The following is a 14,734-nucleotide window of genomic DNA, read 5'->3' as shown; positions in this document are numbered from 1 at the left end:
CAATACAAAACTGGCAAGATCGGCACAGGCCCACCTCACGAAACCGCCATGCCCCTGCCGCTGATCTACCACGACGACTACAGCCCTGAATTCCCGCCGGACCATCGCTTCCCGATGGACAAGTTCCGCCTGCTGCGCGACCACCTGGTCGCCAGCGGGCTGACCACCGACGCGGCGCTGCTGCGCCCCGAGATCTGCCCCAACGACATCCTCGCCCTGGCCCACGACCGCGACTACATCGAGCGCTACATGCACGGTGAGCTGTCCCGCGAGGACCAGCGCCGCCTGGGCCTGCCCTGGAGCGAAGCGCTGGCGCGGCGCACGGTGCGCGCGGTGGGCGGCTCGCTGCTCACGGCCGAACTGGCCCTGCAGCACGGCATCGCCTGCCACCTGGCCGGCGGCACCCACCATGCCCACTACGACCACCCGGCCGGGTTCTGCATCTTCAACGACCTGGCAGTGATCAGCCGCTACCTGCTGGAAGCCGGCCGCGTGCACCGGGTGCTGATCTTCGACTGCGACGTGCACCAGGGCGACGGCACCGCGCGCATCCTGCACGACACCCCAGAAGCGATCACCGTGTCGCTGCACTGCGAGCAGAACTTCCCCGCCCGCAAGGCCAAAAGCGACTGGGACATTCCCCTGCCCCGCGGCATGAACGACAGCGCGTACCTGAAGGTGGTCGAGGACGCGCTCAACTACCTGCTGCCGCTGTACCAGCCTGACCTGGTGCTGTACGACGCCGGTGTCGATGTGCACAAGGACGACGCCCTGGGTTACCTGCAACTGACCGACCAAGGCCTGGCCGCCCGCGACGAACAGGTGTTGCGCCAGTGCCTAGGCCGCGATATCCCGGTGGTCGGGGTGATCGGCGGCGGCTACAGCAAGGATCGCGAAGCCCTGGCCCGGCGCCACGGTATCCTCCACCACAGCGCGGCGCGTGTCATGGGTTGTTCACAATGACTGTGGAACCGCTTGTGGATAACCTGCTGGAAAGCGCCTGCAGCCCTTTGCCTGCGTGGCCTGCAAAGTCTTGATCGTTTTTTGATCAGCAGTACGTGACAGGCGCCATGGTTGTTCACAATGACTGTGGAACCGGCTGTGGATAACCTGCGGGAAAGCACCTCAAGCCCTTAGCCTGCCTGGCCTGCAAGATACCGATCATTTTTTGAGCAGTACTTGCGGATGCCTGGCTGGGGTAGAATGCGCGCTCTTTTCCACAGCCTGCTGCCGACCATGAACGATCCTCGCCCTGCCTCCCCTCCCCTTGTCGCCGTGATCGGTGGCGGCCCCGCCGGCCTGATGGCCGCCGAGGCACTGGCCCGGCGCGGGGTGGCGGTGCAGGTGTTCGACGCCATGCCTTCGGTGGGCCGCAAGTTCCTGCTGGCCGGGGTTGGCGGCATGAACATCACCCATTCCGAGCCCTACCCCGCCTTCGTCGGGCGCTACGCCGAGCGCCAGGGCGAGCTCGACGGCCTGCTGCGCCACTTCGACGCCGAGGCCCTGCGCCAGTGGATTCACGGGCTGGGCATCGAAACCTTCATCGGCACCTCGGGCCGGGTGTTCCCCCGCGACATGAAGGCCGCGCCACTGCTGCGCGCCTGGCTCAAGCGCCTGCGCGAGGCCGGCGTAGTTATCCACACTCGCCACCGCTGGCTGGGCTGGACGGCCGACGGTGCCTTGCGAATCGCTTATCCACAGGGGGAATTGCAGCTCCAGGCCGACGCCGTGGTGCTCGCCCTCGGCGGCGGAAGCTGGGCACGCCTGGGTTCGGACGGCGCCTGGGTGCCGCTGCTTGGCGAACGGGCTGTGGATATCTCGCCGCTGCAGGCGAGCAACTGCGGCTTCGAGGTGGCGGGCTGGAGCGAACTGCTGCAAAGCAAGTTCGCCGGCGCGCCGCTGAAGAACATTGCCCTGAGCGTGCCCGGCGCGGTGCCGCGCAAAGGTGAGTTCATCCTCACCGCGCAAGGCGTTGAAGGCAGCCTGGTATATGCCTGGTCGGCGGCGGTGCGCGAAGCGATCAACCGCGAAGGGCGTGGCACCTTGCTGCTCGACCTGCTGCCGGACCGGCCTGTGGACAAGATCGCCCAGGCCCTGGCCAAGCCCCGCGGCTCGCGCTCGATGGCCAAGCACCTGCACAGCCAGTTGGGCATCGAGGGGGTGAAGGCGGCGCTGCTGCGTGAGTTGACCGATCAGGCGGCCTTTGCCGACCCCGAGCGCCTGGCGGCAGCGATCAAGGCGCTGCCGATCACGCTGGTGCGCACGCGGCCGCTGGATGAGGCGATCAGCAGTGCCGGTGGGGTGCGCTTCGAGGCGCTGGATGAGGGGTTGATGCTGCGGGCCATGCCCGGGGTGTTCTGCGCCGGCGAGATGCTGGACTGGGAGGCGCCGACCGGGGGGTATCTGCTGACGGCGTGCTTTGCCAGCGGATTGCGGGCGGGTAATGCAGCGGCAGACTGGCTGAAACTCCAAAGCTGACCCGCCCCCTGTGGGAGCGGGTTTACCCGCGAACACGGGCGAAGCCCGTGCCATACACAGCGTTGGATTCTTCGCGGGTGAACCCGCTCCCACAGGGCTCGTGCCAGCTTATGGCTTACGCTTGCGCGGCCCACCGTTAAAGCTCGGCACCTTGCGCACCGCCTTGACCGCCGGCGCCGCAGCCCCGCCCTCATCACTGTCCATCCAGCGCCCCAGGCCGCGCTTGGCGCTGTTCTCTTTCGGCTTTTTCGGCTTCTTCGGTTTCTTCACCACCTGGCCACTGGCATCGATCATCGGCACCCGGTGATCGGGGATGAAATCCGGCTCCTCATGGCGTGGCAACTGCTGGCGAATCAAGGTCTCGATCGACGCGAGCATCTGCACTTCGTCAGCGCACACCAGCGAGATCGCCTCACCCTTGTTACCAGCACGGCCGGTGCGCCCGATGCGGTGCACGTAGTCTTCGGCCACGATCGGCAGGTCGAGGTTGACCACCAGCGGCAGGTCGTCGATGTCCAGGCCGCGCGCGGCGACATCGGTGGCCACCAGCACCTGGACCTCACGGGCCTTGAAGCTGTCCAGCGCGCGCTGGCGGGTGGCCTGCGGGCGATCGCCGTGGATACCATCGGCGTTGACGCCTTCGGCGAGCAGGCGCTCGACCAGCTGGTCCACGCCGTTGCGGGTCTTGGCGAACACCAGCACCTGGGTCCAGCGCTGCTTGCGCAGCAGGTGGCAGAACAGGTCGGCCTTGCGCTTCTTGTCCACCGGCACCAGCCATTGCTTGACGGTGGTGGCGGCGGCGTTGCGCGGGCTGACTTCGATGCTCAGCGGGTCGTTCAGCGCCAGGCCGGCGAGCAGGCGGATCTGCTCGGAGAAGGTGGCCGAAAACAGCAGGGTCTGGCGCTTGCGCGGCAGCGCGGCGTACACCGAGCGCAGCTCTTCGGCAAAGCCCAGGTCGAGCATGCGGTCGGCTTCGTCGAGTACCAGGGTCTGCACCTGGCCGAACTTGATGGCGTTCTGGCGGAACAGGTCGAGCAACCGGCCGGGGGTGGCCACCAGCAGGTCGACGCCACGGCGCAGGCGCATCATCTGCGGGTTGATGCTGACCCCGCCGTATACCGCGTAAGTGGACAGCGGCAGGTTCTCGGCATATTCGCGCACGTTGGCGTGAACCTGCTCGGCCAGTTCGCGGGTGGGCACCAGCACCAGCGCACGGATCGAGTTGCTGGCGACCTTCTCGCCTTCCAGGGCCAGGCGCTGCAGCACCGGCAGGGCAAAGCCTGCGGTCTTGCCGGTGCCGGTCTGGGCGGCGGCCATCAGGTCGCGGCCGGCGAGCACGGCGGGGATGGCCTTGGCCTGGACCGGGGTGGGTGTGCTGTAGTCCAGCGTCTGCAAGGTGCGCAGCAGCGGTTCGATCAGGCCGAGTTGGGCGAAATTCATGGCAATACCGTCAGGGGGTTCAGCGAAGGCGGCAAGTTTACCCCAGCGCAGGCAACAAATGGCCTTGTGGAAGCGGGTTTACCCGCGAATACGACGGCGGCCCCACCGATGCTTTCGCGGGTAAACCCGCTCCCACAGGGTCCGTGCATTCCCCCAGCACTCCACAGTACCTGTGGGAGCGGGTTTACCCGCGAAGATGACACCTCGATGCCCGTGTTCGCGGATGAATCGCCGCTCCCACAGGTATTACTTGCACGCCTGCTCTTTCAACTGCGCCGGCTGCTCGGGCGCCTTGCGCCACTGCGGCAGGCCGATCAGCACCACCGCGCCGATGATCACCGCCATCGCCAGGCACTCCTCGGCGCCGATCTGCTCGCCGGCAAAGACGATCCCCAGCAACACCGCCACCGCCGGGTTGACGTAGGCATAGCTGGTGGCCGCCGCCGGGCGCACGTGCTTGAGCAGGTACATGTAGGCGCTGAAGGCGAGGATCGAACCGAACAGCACCAGGTAGGCAAGCGCGCCCCAACCGGCGGCGGTGGGCATCTGGGTCAGGCGCTCACCGCTCAGAGCGCTGCCGATCAGCAGCGCAGCACCACCAACCAGCATTTCCGCGGCGCTGGCCATGGCGCCCTGGGGCAGCGGCAGTTGCTTGCTCCACACCGAGCCGAAGGCCCAGGCCGCCGCGGCAAACAGGATCAGCGCAGCGCCCATGGGGCTGGCCTGCAGGTTCGAACCCATGTTGAGCATGCCGATACCCACCAGGCCGAGGGCGATGCCGGCCCATTCCAGGCGCGAATTGCGGTGGCCGAACAGCAGGCCGAACACCAGGGTGAACAGCGGCACGGTCGCCACCGCCAGGGCGGCCACGCCCGAGGCTACCCCGGCGTGCTCGGCCAGGGTCACGCCACCGTTGCCGCAGCTGAGCAGCAAAAAACCGATCGCCCCGGCCGCACGCCATTGCGCCCAGGTGGGAGCCGGCGCCCCGCGCCAGCGCAGAAAGCCATACAGCAGGCTGCCGGCAATCACGAAGCGCACGCCCGCCATCATCAGCGGTGGCCAGGATTCCACGCCGATGCGGATGAACAGGTAGGTCGAGCCCCAGACCAGGTACAGGGCAAGAAAAGCGCCGACAAGCAGCAAGGGGAAGCGACGGGAGGCAGTCATGGCAGGGGGCTCGAAATCCGTTTACGGGTGGCTTAGTTTAGAAAGGGCCACGGGCAAACTTAAGTTACAAAACACGTTTAAATCACCGAAACACTTTGCAAAGCATGGTTATGCACAGCCTTGACCATCGATTGCAAAGTCACCAGGAATCGCCATGGACAAATACGACCGCATGCTCCTCGCCGCCCTGCTGGAAGACGGCCGGGCCACTTACGCGCAGCTGGCGCGCCAGGTCAATCTGTCGGCCCCGGCGGTGGCCGAGCGGGTCGCCAAGCTCGAGGCCAGCGGGGTGATCAGTGGCTACACGGCCAAGGTCGACCTGGAAAAGATCGGCCTGCCGATCCAGTGCGTGATGGAGCTGCGCCTGGCCAGCCATGGCAACCAGCAGGCCTATGAAGCCCTGGCGCGCATCCCTGAGTTGACCGAGTGCCACCGGGTCACGGGCGACCCTTGCGTGATCATGCAGGCGGCGGTGGCGTCGATGACGGAGCTGGAGGCGCTGATCAACCGGGTGTCGCAGCTGGGCTTCAGCAAAACCTCGATCATTCTGTCGAGCGCGGTGGAGCGGCGGGTGCCGCTGGGGCATCTGGAGGGCAATGGCAGGAAGGGATGAGATGGCCAATCGCGGGGCAAGTCGCATCGGCGCACCGCCGCTCCCATGGTAAACGTGGGAGCGGGCTTGCCCCGCGATTGGCATTCAATGACGCAGCAGCAGCTTGCCCTCGATCGGCACATAGCGGCTGGCCGCGCGAATCACCGACAACGCCGTCAGCCCCGGCACGCCATAGACCACGGTTTCGACGCCGTGGCGCTGCATCGCCCGCTCCAGCAACAGGTCGAAATCCCCGTCACCGGAGGCCAGCACCACCTGATCGACCCGCGCCGCTGCCTCGATCACATCGAGGGTGATACCCACGTCCCAGTCGCCCTTGGCCGAGCCATCGGCGCGCTGGATGTAGGGTTTGAGGCGCACCTCGAAACCGAGTTTGCGCAGGATCTGCTGGAACTGTTGCTGCTTGCTGTCGCCGCGGTCGATGGCGTAGGCCACTGCTTCGACAATCTCCCCTTCGCGGCTGACCTCGGCCCACAGCGCGGCATAGTTGAAATGGCAGCCGTGGCCCTGGCGAACCGTGTAGTAGAGGTTCTGCACGTCGGCGAACAGGGCGATTTTCTTCACGCGTGGTGACCTCGCTGAATCCATGAAGGAGGCTGTTGCAGAGCCCTTTCGCGGGCAAGCCCGCTCCCACAGGTTATGCGCGGCCTTCTGTGGGAGCGGGCTTGCCCGCGAAAGGGGCGCTGCGCGCCCCCAAGTGCCAGCGAGTATGCCAGAGCCCTCAGACGTAGTCGTCGTCCGAGAAGAAGCCGCCATCATCACCGCCGTAGTCGGTATCGGCAAAACCACCCTGGTCACTGCCCCAGCCACCGTTGTCGGCCACCTGCTGCTGACCGCCCTGGTCGCTCCATCCGCCTGTGTCGCTGGCCGGCGCGGGTTCTTCCTTGATCACTTCGACCACCTCTTCAGGCTGCGAATGATGATTGAACAGGCTGCTGATGCCCTGGGCCAGCAGCACGCCGCCGGCCACTCCGGCGGCCGTCTGCATCGCCCCGCCGAGGAAGCTGCTGGCGCCACTGCGTGCCGGTGCCGGCGCAGGCGCCGCTCCGAAGCCCTGCTGTGGCTGAGCTGGGGCGTAGGCCTGCGGGGCAGGCTCGCGCCAGCCACCGGCAGAAGACGGCGGCGGCGCAACCGAGCGCTGGGGTTCCGGGCTGCGGGCACCGGCGCCAAAGATGCTGGACAGGAAACCACCGCCACTATTACCGGCGCTGGAACGGGTCGCTTCAACCTGGGCACGGGCCTGCTTGAGCTCGGCCTCGAGCTGCTTGTTCTGCTCGTCCAGGCGCTTGATCGCAGCCTCTTGCACCAGGATCGCCTGGGCCATGTAGTACGGCGCCGCCGGTTGCTGGCGCAGGTGCTGTTCGATGCACGCCTGGGCCTGGGCATCGCGCGGTTGGGCGGGGTCCTCGGCTTGCTTGAGGCGGCCGAACAGGCCGTCGATCAGGGTTTGTTCTTCAGTGTTCATCAAGCGACCTCATGGGCTGAACTGGGCAACGGACAGGCTCAAAGATGGGGGGCCGGCCCGAGCGATTCAATCGCCTGGGCCATGAAACTTTTTTCAGCAAGCGGGCGGTCTGGGCTAAAGTTACGCCCTGCTTTTTCTGCCATGCGATGTTGACCGATGAATCCGCTGAGCGTTCTGCGCGACTCCCTGTACTTCTTCCGCCGCCACCTGGTGAGCATCCTTCAGCTGTGCCTGCCGTTGGTGGTGCTCGAGGTCCTGTGCACCCAACTGCTCTACAACCAACTGGGCGACAAGGCTTCGCCGGCCTACGGCATGTTGGTCAGCCTGCTGTTCTACCCGCTGTACAGCGCGGCACTAATCCTCTACCTCGACACCCGCAGCAACGGCAACCCGATCGCCAAGCGCAACCTGTTCGCCCGCGCCGTGCAGCTGTGGCCGGCGCTGGCGCTGCTGATCCTGATCAGCTCGCTGCTGATCATGGCGGGCCTGATGCTGTTCATCTTCCCGGGCGTATGGATCATGGTGAACCTGGTGTTCGCCGAATACCTGCTGGTGCTGCGCGGCTTGCCAGTGGTCGAGTCGATGCGCACCAGCGCGCGCATGACCACCGGGCACTTCATGCGCATCATGGTGTGCATGCTGTCGGTGCTGGCACCGCTGTGGCTGATCGATGGCTTGCTGCTGACGGTATTCCCCGAGCCGCAGCCAGGCGTGCAACTGGCCCTGGATAGCCTCAGCGGCTTCCTGCAGCTGTTCAGCACCGTGGTGCTGTACCGCCTGTTCATGCTGCTGGAGAGCGAAGCGGCGGCCTGAGCTTGGTCCGTGCCTGATCACCAGGCACGAGGAACCACGACACGACCAGGAAACCGCTCAAGCTGCCCCTTTGCCCACCTGCTGCCTAATGTGCTTCGCGCCGGCCCGAACCTCGACCGGCGCAGCGTACATTCAGGAGAACTCAGCTTGAGCATGTCCCAAACCGCAAACGCCTGGGCCGATGGCCATTCCTTCATCGGCAAGATCTACCTACGGCAAGGCCAGCGTTGGTCGCCCATCCACCTGCAAGCCACACGCCACGATTTCAGTTTCGGGGTGGATGTTCGCGGTGATACGGGCTGGCTGCAGACCGGCGGTGCCGACCCGGCCGAAGTCTTCCTCTTCCGCTTTCACTCCAGGGGGCCCGAGCGCCTTCACTTCACGCTGTCGCTGGCCAGCGACAGCACACGGCAGCTGGACATCGACAGCAACGGGCGAGTCGGCCTCTATCCAAGGGCAAGTACGCAACAGTACTGGAAGGTACAACCGCTCGAGTGGCAACAAGACCGGGTCATGTGCCTGCTCCGGGATCAGCAGGGGCATCAGGTCAAGGCGTTGCCGGGCCATGGTGCAGATGTCGCTGGCCTCACCGTGCAAACCGGCGAGCTGTGCGAGTACCTGATCGTACGTGCCTTGTAAGGATGCCCCCGGGACTTAATTGGTACCTGCCTCGTCAGGTGCCTCTGGGCTTGGCCCGGGCCGTGGCCTCGGCCACCAGTGGGTTGTCCGGCCAGTAGTGTTTGGGGTAACGCCCTTTCAAATCCTTCTTCACCTCGGCATAGGTAGTACGCCAGAAGTTGGCCAGGTCCTGGGTGACCTGCACTGGCCGGCGTGCCGGTGACAGCAGGTGCAGCTTGACCTGCAGGCGCCCACCGGCGATGCGTGGGGTGTCGGCCAGGCCGAACAGCTCCTGCAAGCGCACGGCGAGAATCGGCGGCTGTTCGCTGTAGTCCAGGCGGATGTTCGAGCCCGAAGGCACGCTCAGATGCGCCGGGGCCAGCTCGTCCAGGCGCTGGGGCAACGGCCAGGGCAGCAGGTTGCGCAGGATCGACGACAGGTCCAGCGCGGCGAAATGGCTTAGGCGTGAGACCTTGCCCAGGTACGGTTGCAGCCAGTCTTCCAGGCTGGCCAGCAGCGCTTCGTCGCTCAGGTCGGGCCACTCGCTTTGGCCGTCTTTCTCCAGGTCCAGTCGATGCAGCAGCGCAACCCGTGCCTGCCACTGGCGCAGTTCGGGGGTCCAGGTCAGCAGGTTCAGGCCTTTGCGCCGCACCAGGCCGAGCAAGGCCCTGGCGCGGGCGTCATCGGCAAGGCCGGGCAGCGGCTCGCGGCTGAGCACCAGCTCGCCGACTTTGCGCTGGCGTTCGGCGCGCAGCACCTGCTCGCGTTCGTCCCAGTCGAGCAGGTCGAGCTGTTCGACCTGCTCGGCAAGCACATCATCGAACAGTGCCCGCTCGAATTCGGCAGCCAGGTAAATGCGCTCCTCACGCTGGCCCTGGCGGCTGCCGAGGTCGGCGATCACCAGCCAGGGGCATTTCATCAACGCATCGGCTTCGCCGAACAGCGCCGCACGGCCGTTGGCCAGGCGGTATTCGGCGCCGCCTTCGCGACGCTGCTGGGCGACACGGTCGGGGTAGGCCAGCGCCAGCAGGGCACCGAGCCAGCGCGGATGCTCGGGATCCGCCACTGGGGTGCGGGGTTTGCCACGCAATTGCCCACGGTATTGCCGGGCCAGTTGCCGGGCACGTTGCACGCCGCCCTGGCCGCCGCGTGAGGTTTTGCTTTCACCACTGAGTACGCTCAGCCGCGAATGCAGGTCGGCGCCGCCGCCGCGCAGGATGTCGCGCTCGCCCAGCAAGGCCGCGACGTCGCAGGCCATGTCGGCCAGCCCCAGGTCCTGGCCGCGCAGCAGCAGGTGGGCGATGCGCGGGTGCGCCGGCAACTCGGCCATGGCCTGGCCGTGGGCGCTCAACTGCTCGCGCTGGCCGGGCTTGAAGGCGCCGAGCCGCGCCAGCAGGTCCTGGGCCTGGGCGAAGGCGGCAGTGGGCGGTTGGTCGAGCCAGCTCAGCTGTTCGGGCGGTACGCCCCAGCGCGCCAGTTGCAAGGCCAGCCCGGCCAGGTCGGCCTGGAGGATCTCGGCGCTGCCATGGGCCGCCAGTTGGTCATGCTGCGCCTCGGACCACAGGCGGTAGCACACGCCCGGCTCCAGGCGCCCGGCACGGCCGGCCCGCTGGGTGGCGCTGGCGCGGGAGATGCGCTGGGTGTCGAGGCGGGTCATGCCGCTGCCGGGGTCGAAGCGCGGTACCCGTGCGAGGCCTGCATCGATCACCACGCGCACGCCGTCGATGGTCAGGCTGGTCTCGGCGATGTTGGTGGCCAGCACCACCTTGCGCTGGCCTTGGGGCGCCGGTTCGATGGCGGCGCGCTGGGCATTCAGGTCGAGCTCGCCGTGCAGCGGGCAGAGCAGGATGCCGGGGCGCTCGCCCAGGGCCTCCTGCAGGGCCTGGTGCACCCGGCGGATCTCCGCCTGCCCGGGGAGGAACACCAGCAAGCTGCCGCCTTCATCGGCAAGCGCCTGCAGCACAGAGTCGACCACCCGCGGTTCGACGAACTCGCCAGGCTGGAAGGGCCGGCTCCAACGAATGTCCACCGGGTGCATACGGCCTTGGCTGCTGACCACCGGGGCGTCATCCAGCAGCCGCGACAGGCGCTCGCCCTCCAGGGTGGCGGACATCAGCAGGATCTTCAGCGGCAGTTCGTCACGCAGCAAGCTGCGGCCATTGAGGCTAAGCGCCAGGGCCAGGTCGGCGTCGAGGCTGCGTTCGTGGAATTCGTCGAAAATCAGCAGCCCCACCCCCTCCAGCGCCGGGTCGCTCTGCAAGCGGCGGGTGAGAATGCCTTCGGTGACCACTTCGATGCGGGTGTTGGGGCCAACCTTGCTGTCCAGGCGGATGCGATAGCCCACCGTTTCCCCGACCTTCTCGCCCAGCTCGCTGGCCAGCCGCTCGGCGGCGGCGCGGGCGGCCAGGCGGCGGGGTTCGAGCATGAGGATGGTCTGCCCCGCCAGCCAGGGTTCGTCGAGCAGGGCCAGGGGCACGCGGGTGGTCTTGCCGGCGCCGGGCGGCGCCTCGAGCACGGCTTCGTCGCGGGCACCCAGGGCCAGGCGCAGGTCAGGCAGTACGGCATCGATCGGTAATGAAATCATGGTGGTCCTCGAACAATCGCCCGAGTATAACGGCGAACCTGGCCTGCCCTATCATGGTCTTAAGCTTCAGGCGCCGGCCGCTGCCGCGCCCCTTGTCGTGGTTACCTTTACCGGAGATTCACATGCGCATCGCTTCCCGCGTCATCGGTGGCGCCCTTGTCGCCACCCTGCTGACCCAACTGACGGCCTGCGGCACGGTTTTCTTCCCTGACCGTCGCGGCCAGATCGAAGGCAAGATCGACCCGATGATCGCCGCGCTGGATGCCGTCGGCCTGCTGTTCTACATCATCCCCGGCCTGATCGCCTTCGGCATCGACTTCGCCACGGGCGCCATCTACTACCCCGGCGGCTACTCCGCGCAGGTCGACCCGGCCAAGCTCAAGCCCGCCATCAATGCCGACGGCCAGGTCGACAGGATCAAGCTGCAGGCTATCCTCGAAAGCGAACTGGGCCAGCGCCTGCCGCTGAACGACCCACGGCTGATCCAGCAGCGCGGCAGCGTCGAGCAACTGGCGGCCCTCGGCCTGGTACCGGCAGCTTGAAACCGGCAAGGACGACCCCCTGCGCATGACCGTGACTAGCGAACACCAACGCCTGCTGCGCCTGGCCACCCGCGCATCCCTGGCGGTGGCCAGCATCCTGGTGCTGAGCAAGGCCGTGGCCTGGTGGCTGAGCGGCTCGGTGAGCCTGCTGGCCGGGCTTACCGACTCGGCGCTGGATGCCGTCGCCTCCTTCCTCAACCTGCTCGCGGTGCACTACGCGTTGCGCCCGGCCGACGATGATCACCGTTTTGGCCACGGCAAGGCCGAAGCCCTGGCCGGCATGGCGCAGGCGCTGTTCATCGGGGTCAGTGCGGTATTGATCGGGGTGCAGGCCGTGCAGCGGTTGCAGTCGCCGCAGCCGCTGGGGGACACCGGGGCCGGTATCGCGGTGATGCTGCTTTCGCTGGTGCTGACCTTGGCGCTGCTGGCGTTGCAGCGCAGGGTGATCCGTATCACCGGCTCGACCGCGGTGCGCGCCGATTCGCTGCACTACCGCTCCGACCTGCTGCTCAATGGCAGCATCCTGCTGGCCCTGCTGCTGGCGCGCCTGGGCTGGCCACAGCTGGATGCGCTGTTTGGCCTGGGTATCGCCCTGTACATCCTGTGGAGCGCGGTGCAGATCGCCCGCGAGAGCACGGCGATCTTGATGGACCAGGAACTGCCGGCCGACATCGGCGAGCGCATGCTCGAAGCGGTGCTGGCGATCCCTGGGGTCATGGGCGCGCACGACCTGCGCACGCGGGTGTCGGGGAGCCACTGGTTCGTGCAGCTGCACCTGGAATTGCCGGGTGAGCTGCCGCTGCATCAGGCCCATGGGTTGTGCGTGCAGGCCTCCCAGGCGATCCGCGAGCGGTACCCACGGGCCGATGTGATCGTGCATGCCGATCCGGTGTAGGCCTCATCGCTGGCAAGCCAGCTCCCACCTTGACCGCGCTGCTCTGAAGAAATGCATAACCCTGTGGGAGCCGGCTTGCCGGCGATCACCGGCAAAGCCGGTGCCCAAAAACTGCGGCGCCTGCATCGCCGGCAAGCCGGCTCCCACAGTTTGGCATCAGTTGGTGCTGTAACCCCGCCCGCTCAAGCAAGCGCCCAATGCCCGTCGATAGTTGTCTGCCACGTTCGGCGGCGGCGCATAACTGGCGGTTGCCGGGTCGAAACCGCTCTGGCTCACGGCCCAGCGATGGCACTGATAACGGTCCTGCTCCTGCTGCTCCGGGCCCTGGCCATGCAGGGGATAGGCGATCACATCGTAACCACCAGCCGGTTGCGGCGCCGGCGCCACCGTGGGCGGGTTGACCACCACGTACTCGGCGCTGCTGGCCTGGTACTGGTAGTAGGTGTCGGCCACCAGGAAGAACAGCGCTCCGCCCAACCATACTTCGCGCGCATAGGGCGGCAAGTAGCTGACCCTCACCCCGTAAGGCGGCCTGACCACGACGTAGCCGCCGCCATGGGGGCGATACCAGTAGCCACCGGAGTAGTAGTAATCCTGGCCGCGGTAGGGCACTTGCCAGGAGCGGTCCGGGAAGCGATCGACGGTATGCCCGGGGCGATACTGCGGCCCTGGGCCCCAACCATCGCCATGGCCGTCCGGCCGCCCCGACCAGTCCCCGCCTGGTCGCTGACCGGGGCCACCGGCCTGCCAGTGACGGTTGTCGTCATGCCGGCGCGGGATGTCCTGGTAATACCCTTGGCGTGGCTGCTGGGTCTGGCGCACTTCGTCACGCGAGTTGAGCGGCGAGCCACGCCCGCCATTGGGGTCCTGCGGACCGTCTCCCGGCCCTTGGGCCAAGGCGCCCAGGCTGATACCGATGCCCAGCAAACCAACACCTGCCAACTGCCAGATGCGTGACCTCATGTTGTTCCTCTCAGTCAATGACCCCTGCCTGTACTGCAGGCAGTCTAACCCGCCGCACAAGGCCGGCTGATGAAAAAGCAGACAGCGGCCGGGCGCGGCGCGGGGAGAAATACCGGCGCAATAAAAAAGGGAGGCCTTGCGGCCTCCCCTTGGGAATTGTCGTCCGTGCTCGGCACTTGTGGTACCGGCTCACCTCGCGCCGCCTTCTGGGCAGTGCGTAGCCCGGGGGCCGTGCCGATCCGGTTGGAGGGCTGGCCGCGAGCGCCCGTCTGGGGCGCCTCGCCGTGGACTGATGTCCGGGCAGTGATTCTGGTGATAAAGATAGGCGAGCCAAGGGGGCAGAGGATTGCGAAGATTGCTCTGATAAATACCGCTTGCGCAATTTTTCACTCAGGATCGATAATTCGCCGCAATCCGAACAGAAAAGGCCCTATTCATGAGCAAGCTCGACCGCTATGACCTGAGCATCCTTGCCGAATTGCAGCGTGACGCGCGCATCTCCAACCAGGAACTGGCCGAGCGCATCGGCCTGTCGCCCTCCCCTTGCTCGCGCCGGGTCAAGCAGCTCGAAGACGACGGCTACATCTCGCGCCAGGTGGCGCTGCTGGACCGCAAGAAGCTCGGCCTGAGCCTGACCGCCTATGTGCTGATCGGCATGGACCGCCACACCCCCGAGCGCTTCGAAACCTTCGAGGCGGCGATCCGCAACCTGCCGCAAGTGCTGGAGTGCAGCCTGGTCACCGGGATGGACGCCGACTATCAGCTCAAGGTGGTGGTACCGGACATGGACCACTACCAGAAGCTGCTGCTCGGCAGCCTGACCCGCATCGACGGCGTGACCAGCGTGCGTTCGAGCTTCGTGCTCAACCAGGTGCTGGCCAGCACCGAGCTGCCATTGACCCACCTGCGTTGAAACCCTGCGCGCCCGGCGTATGATCGGGCTCTTACCCTGCCTGGAGTTGACCGATGGATCCCGCCGTATTCGAAGAGTGGATGATGATCGTCCTCGTCACCGTGCTGATCGCCTTCATGGGCTTCATCGTCTGGGACCTGGCGAAAAAATCCAAGGCTGGCCGTTTCGGCACGCTGATCCTGTTCTTCGTGCTGGGACTGGGCGTGTTGGCGTTCATCATCAAGAGCGTGGTGGTGGGGTTTC

15 protein-coding genes are annotated in these 14,734 nt (G+C 66.5%); 9 read left to right on the top strand and 6 right to left on the bottom strand.

Annotated features, from left to right (window positions below):
- Positions 1 to 48: 48 nt before the first annotated feature.
- Together ACQ4N9_RS25295 and ACQ4N9_RS25290 are read left to right on the top strand one after the other, a co-directional pair.
- Positions 49 to 963, top strand: coding sequence for a histone deacetylase family protein (locus ACQ4N9_RS25295; RefSeq protein ID WP_390966733.1), 915 nt, complete (start codon positions 49 to 51; stop codon positions 961 to 963).
- A gap of 273 nt (positions 964 to 1,236) precedes the next feature.
- A complete protein-coding gene (locus ACQ4N9_RS25290) occupies positions 1,237 to 2,478 on the top strand; it encodes a TIGR03862 family flavoprotein (RefSeq protein ID WP_390966861.1) in 1,242 nt (413 codons plus the stop codon).
- Between the two features lie 108 nt (positions 2,479 to 2,586).
- On the opposite strand, the gene ACQ4N9_RS25285 is transcribed toward ACQ4N9_RS25290, so the two are convergent.
- Entirely contained in the window at positions 2,587 to 3,918 is a 1,332-nt protein-coding gene (locus ACQ4N9_RS25285) for a DEAD/DEAH box helicase (RefSeq protein ID WP_390966731.1), read from the bottom strand.
- Positions 3,919 to 4,164: 246 nt separating this feature from the next.
- On the bottom strand, positions 4,165 to 5,085 hold the full coding sequence (gene yedA / locus ACQ4N9_RS25280; protein ID WP_125462501.1) for a drug/metabolite exporter YedA: 921 nt from the start codon (positions 5,083 to 5,085) through the stop codon (positions 4,165 to 4,167).
- Positions 5,086 to 5,239: 154 nt separating this feature from the next.
- Between yedA and ACQ4N9_RS25275 the strand changes: the two genes are divergently transcribed.
- Positions 5,240 to 5,698: an Lrp/AsnC family transcriptional regulator gene (locus ACQ4N9_RS25275; RefSeq protein ID WP_390966729.1), complete on the top strand. Its 459-nt coding sequence runs from the start codon at positions 5,240 to 5,242 to the stop codon at positions 5,696 to 5,698.
- An 84-nt stretch (positions 5,699 to 5,782) separates the two neighbouring features.
- Here the strand turns inward: ACQ4N9_RS25275 and ACQ4N9_RS25270 are convergent, their stop codons facing one another.
- Positions 5,783 to 6,286, bottom strand: coding sequence for an NYN domain-containing protein (locus ACQ4N9_RS25270; protein ID WP_390966727.1), 504 nt, complete (start codon positions 6,284 to 6,286; stop codon positions 5,783 to 5,785).
- 133 nt (positions 6,287 to 6,419) lie between these two features.
- Complete coding sequence (locus tag ACQ4N9_RS25265) at positions 6,420 to 7,163, bottom strand: DUF2076 domain-containing protein (RefSeq protein ID WP_390966725.1); 744 nt, start codon at positions 7,161 to 7,163, stop codon at positions 6,420 to 6,422.
- 156 nt (positions 7,164 to 7,319) lie between these two features.
- On the opposite strand from ACQ4N9_RS25265, the gene ACQ4N9_RS25260 reads away from it, so the two are divergent.
- Together ACQ4N9_RS25260 and ACQ4N9_RS25255 are read left to right on the top strand one after the other, a co-directional pair.
- The gene (locus ACQ4N9_RS25260) at positions 7,320 to 7,976 is read left to right on the top strand and encodes a YciC family protein (RefSeq protein ID WP_323830337.1); all 657 of its coding nucleotides are present in this window, start codon (positions 7,320 to 7,322) and stop codon (positions 7,974 to 7,976) included.
- Positions 7,977 to 8,129: 153 nt separating this feature from the next.
- On the top strand, positions 8,130 to 8,615 hold the full coding sequence (locus ACQ4N9_RS25255; RefSeq protein ID WP_390966723.1) for a hypothetical protein: 486 nt from the start codon (positions 8,130 to 8,132) through the stop codon (positions 8,613 to 8,615).
- 34 nt (positions 8,616 to 8,649) lie between these two features.
- On the opposite strand, the gene hrpB is transcribed toward ACQ4N9_RS25255, so the two are convergent.
- Complete coding sequence (hrpB, locus tag ACQ4N9_RS25250; RefSeq protein ID WP_390966721.1) at positions 8,650 to 11,178, bottom strand: ATP-dependent helicase HrpB; 2,529 nt, start codon at positions 11,176 to 11,178, stop codon at positions 8,650 to 8,652.
- A gap of 122 nt (positions 11,179 to 11,300) precedes the next feature.
- Here hrpB and ACQ4N9_RS25245 point away from each other — a divergent pair, with 122 nt between their 5' ends.
- Both ACQ4N9_RS25245 and ACQ4N9_RS25240 read left to right on the top strand, forming a co-directional pair.
- Positions 11,301 to 11,720, top strand: a complete 420-nt coding sequence (locus ACQ4N9_RS25245) for a polyribonucleotide nucleotidyltransferase (protein ID WP_125462495.1) — start codon at positions 11,301 to 11,303, stop codon at positions 11,718 to 11,720.
- 25 nt (positions 11,721 to 11,745) lie between these two features.
- Complete coding sequence (locus ACQ4N9_RS25240) at positions 11,746 to 12,615, top strand: cation diffusion facilitator family transporter (protein ID WP_390966719.1); 870 nt, start codon at positions 11,746 to 11,748, stop codon at positions 12,613 to 12,615.
- 156 nt (positions 12,616 to 12,771) lie between these two features.
- Here ACQ4N9_RS25240 and ACQ4N9_RS25235 read toward each other — a convergent pair whose 3' ends face one another.
- The gene (locus ACQ4N9_RS25235; protein ID WP_390966717.1) at positions 12,772 to 13,578 is read right to left on the bottom strand and encodes a DUF6515 family protein; all 807 of its coding nucleotides are present in this window, start codon (positions 13,576 to 13,578) and stop codon (positions 12,772 to 12,774) included.
- 436 nt (positions 13,579 to 14,014) lie between these two features.
- On the opposite strand from ACQ4N9_RS25235, the gene ACQ4N9_RS25230 reads away from it, so the two are divergent.
- Positions 14,015 to 14,491 (top strand): Lrp/AsnC family transcriptional regulator, encoded by a 477-nt coding sequence (locus ACQ4N9_RS25230; RefSeq protein WP_125462492.1) that lies wholly within the window; start codon positions 14,015 to 14,017, stop codon positions 14,489 to 14,491.
- 53 nt (positions 14,492 to 14,544) lie between these two features.
- Positions 14,545 to 14,734: DUF2788 domain-containing protein (locus ACQ4N9_RS25225; protein ID WP_430933988.1), on the top strand; the 190-nt coding region annotated here is incomplete at its 3' end.

This window comes from Pseudomonas sp. ES1 (genome assembly GCF_050586605.1).
In the GTDB taxonomy this organism is placed as follows: Bacteria; Pseudomonadota; Gammaproteobacteria; order Pseudomonadales; family Pseudomonadaceae; genus Aquipseudomonas; species Aquipseudomonas sichuanensis.
The sequence above is the reverse complement of the archived record's forward strand: the minus strand, read 5'-3'. Positions and strand labels throughout refer to the sequence as shown.

What these genes read in the sequence shown, in the direction of transcription:
- ACQ4N9_RS25260 (WP_323830337.1), top strand. Translation starts at nt 7,320, where the DNA reads ATGAATCCGCTGAGCGTTCTGCGCGACTCCCTGTACTTCTTCCGCCGC.
- ACQ4N9_RS25295 (WP_390966733.1), top strand. Translation starts at nt 49, where the DNA reads ATGCCCCTGCCGCTGATCTACCACGACGACTACAGCCCTGAATTCCCG.
- ACQ4N9_RS25290 (WP_390966861.1), top strand. Translation starts at nt 1,237, where the DNA reads ATGAACGATCCTCGCCCTGCCTCCCCTCCCCTTGTCGCCGTGATCGGT.
- ACQ4N9_RS25240 (WP_390966719.1), top strand. Translation starts at nt 11,746, where the DNA reads ATGACCGTGACTAGCGAACACCAACGCCTGCTGCGCCTGGCCACCCGC.
- ACQ4N9_RS25275 (WP_390966729.1), top strand. Translation starts at nt 5,240, where the DNA reads ATGGACAAATACGACCGCATGCTCCTCGCCGCCCTGCTGGAAGACGGC.
- ACQ4N9_RS25270 (WP_390966727.1), bottom strand. Translation starts at nt 6,286, where the DNA reads ATGGATTCAGCGAGGTCACCACGCGTGAAGAAAATCGCCCTGTTCGCC.
- hrpB (WP_390966721.1), bottom strand. Translation starts at nt 11,178, where the DNA reads ATGATTTCATTACCGATCGATGCCGTACTGCCTGACCTGCGCCTGGCC.
- ACQ4N9_RS25265 (WP_390966725.1), bottom strand. Translation starts at nt 7,163, where the DNA reads ATGAACACTGAAGAACAAACCCTGATCGACGGCCTGTTCGGCCGCCTC.
- yedA (WP_125462501.1), bottom strand. Translation starts at nt 5,085, where the DNA reads ATGACTGCCTCCCGTCGCTTCCCCTTGCTGCTTGTCGGCGCTTTTCTT.
- ACQ4N9_RS25285 (WP_390966731.1), bottom strand. Translation starts at nt 3,918, where the DNA reads ATGAATTTCGCCCAACTCGGCCTGATCGAACCGCTGCTGCGCACCTTG.
- ACQ4N9_RS25235 (WP_390966717.1), bottom strand. Translation starts at nt 13,578, where the DNA reads ATGAGGTCACGCATCTGGCAGTTGGCAGGTGTTGGTTTGCTGGGCATC.
- ACQ4N9_RS25245 (WP_125462495.1), top strand. Translation starts at nt 11,301, where the DNA reads ATGCGCATCGCTTCCCGCGTCATCGGTGGCGCCCTTGTCGCCACCCTG.
- ACQ4N9_RS25255 (WP_390966723.1), top strand. Translation starts at nt 8,130, where the DNA reads ATGTCCCAAACCGCAAACGCCTGGGCCGATGGCCATTCCTTCATCGGC.
- ACQ4N9_RS25230 (WP_125462492.1), top strand. Translation starts at nt 14,015, where the DNA reads ATGAGCAAGCTCGACCGCTATGACCTGAGCATCCTTGCCGAATTGCAG.